At 71.7% G+C, this 1,637-nt stretch carries 2 protein-coding genes; both read right to left on the bottom strand.

What is annotated here, in order from left to right; genetic code table 11:
- On the bottom strand, positions 1-818 hold an 818-nt coding region (locus tag GKQ77_RS32525; protein WP_219692748.1), incomplete at its 3' end, for a sensor histidine kinase.
- A 57-nt stretch (positions 819-875) separates the two neighbouring features.
- Positions 876-1,637, bottom strand: a 762-nt coding sequence (locus GKQ77_RS32520) for an ABC transporter permease (protein ID WP_219692747.1), incomplete at its 5' end; no start/stop codon positions are given.

Here is a 1,637-nt window from a genome sequence, read left to right as displayed (position 1 = left end):
GGGGTGTCGTCGCTCAGGACGTCCAGGAGGCGGCGGAGTTCGGCGAGGGCCTGGCGGCTGGTCGTGCCGATGGCTTCGAGGGCCTGCGCGGCGCGCTCGGGGGACTTGGCGGCGGCGTACGAACCGCCGTCCGCGAGGCCCGTGATGACGGAGAGGTTGTGGCCGATGATGTCGTGCATCTCGCGGGCGATACGGGTGCGTTCGGCGGCCGTGGCGAGCTGGGCCTGCTGGTCGCGTTCCACCTCCAGCCGCCGGGCGCGCTCCACGAGGGCCTGGGTGTGGTCCTGGCGGGAGCGGACCGCGATGCCGGCGAGGGCGACGAGGGCGAAGGACCAGATCTGGGGGACGACCAGCTCGTACCAGCTGTCCTTCGGGTAGGTGAAGACGCAGGCCGCCATGGGCAGTACGGTCAACGCGGCCGCCCGGCCGAGCGTCTTCAGGGGCAGCCGCAGGGCGATGTGGAACACCACGATGAACTGGATCAGGGCGGCTTGGAGCCAGGCGCCCGTCCAGTTGCTGGCCGCGGTCGCCACTGACATGACGGCGAGGGCGACCAGCGGGTGGCGGCGGCGCCACAGGACCGGCACCGAGAGGGCGAGGCTCATCAGGACGACCTGGCCCTGGGCCACGCGCGGGTCGGCCGCCGTGTTGCGCCACCCGCCGTTGCCGTCGATGAGGGCGGCGGTGACGAAGAAGGCCGTCACCAGTACGTCCCAGGCGATCGGGCGGCGCCTGTCGAAGGCGCGCACCCGCTGGGTCAGGCGCTGGAGGTACTGGGTGAGGGGGTGCGGCTCGGTCACCGGCTCATCCTCGGTCACGGCCGCACTCCCGTATACGGGGTTTCTCGGGCGGGCAGGCGGACGGGTGGGTGTTCGTCATACGTCCCGGCGCCTGAGCAGCGCGGACGCGGCGGCGATGATCAGCGCCGCCCAGAGGGTGAGGGTGACCAGGGCCGTGCCGGGGGCGATCGTGTCCTCCACGCGGCTCACCGAGCCGAGCGCGCTCGCCGCCTGCGCGGGGAAGTAGCGCAGGGTGGTCTCCACGGCGCTGAAGGGCAGCATCGACATGACCTCCGGCAGGATCAGCACCGCGCCGACGAACGCGCCGATGGCGCCGGGGACCGAGCGGAGCAGGGCGCCGAGGCCGAGCGCGATGAGACTGAGCAGGGTGAGGGCGGCGGCGCTGGTCAGGAGGGCGGCGAGGACGCCGTCGTCGGTGAGGGCGAGGGCCTTGTCGGTGCCGGAGAGCCAGATCTGGGCGGTGAGGAACGTGGCGACGTTGGTCACCGCGCACGCCGTGAAGGCGACGGCAGTGAAGATCGCGGTTTTGGACCACAGGACCGGCAGGCGCCGGGGGACGGCGGTGAGGGAGGCACGGATCATGCCCGTGGAGTACTCGCCCGCGGTGACGAGGATGCCGAGGACGGCGAGGCAGATCTGGGAGAGCTGGGTGCCGAAGAGGGTGAAGACGACCGTGTCGATCTCCGCGTCGTCGCCGTCGTAGGTGGCGCCCATCGTGATGCCGACGGTCAGGACAAGTGCGGTCGCGGTGATCAGTGTGATCCAGGTGGAGCGGAGCGTCCACAGCTTGTGCCACTCCGAGCGCAGGACGCCTCTGGTGGTCAGGCGGTACGCGGC

The organism is Streptomyces anatolicus (assembly GCF_019400875.1).
GTDB classification, from domain to species: Bacteria; Actinomycetota; Actinomycetes; order Streptomycetales; family Streptomycetaceae; genus Streptomyces; species Streptomyces anatolicus.
The sequence above is the reverse complement of the archived record's forward strand: the minus strand, read 5'-3'. Positions and strand labels throughout refer to the sequence as shown.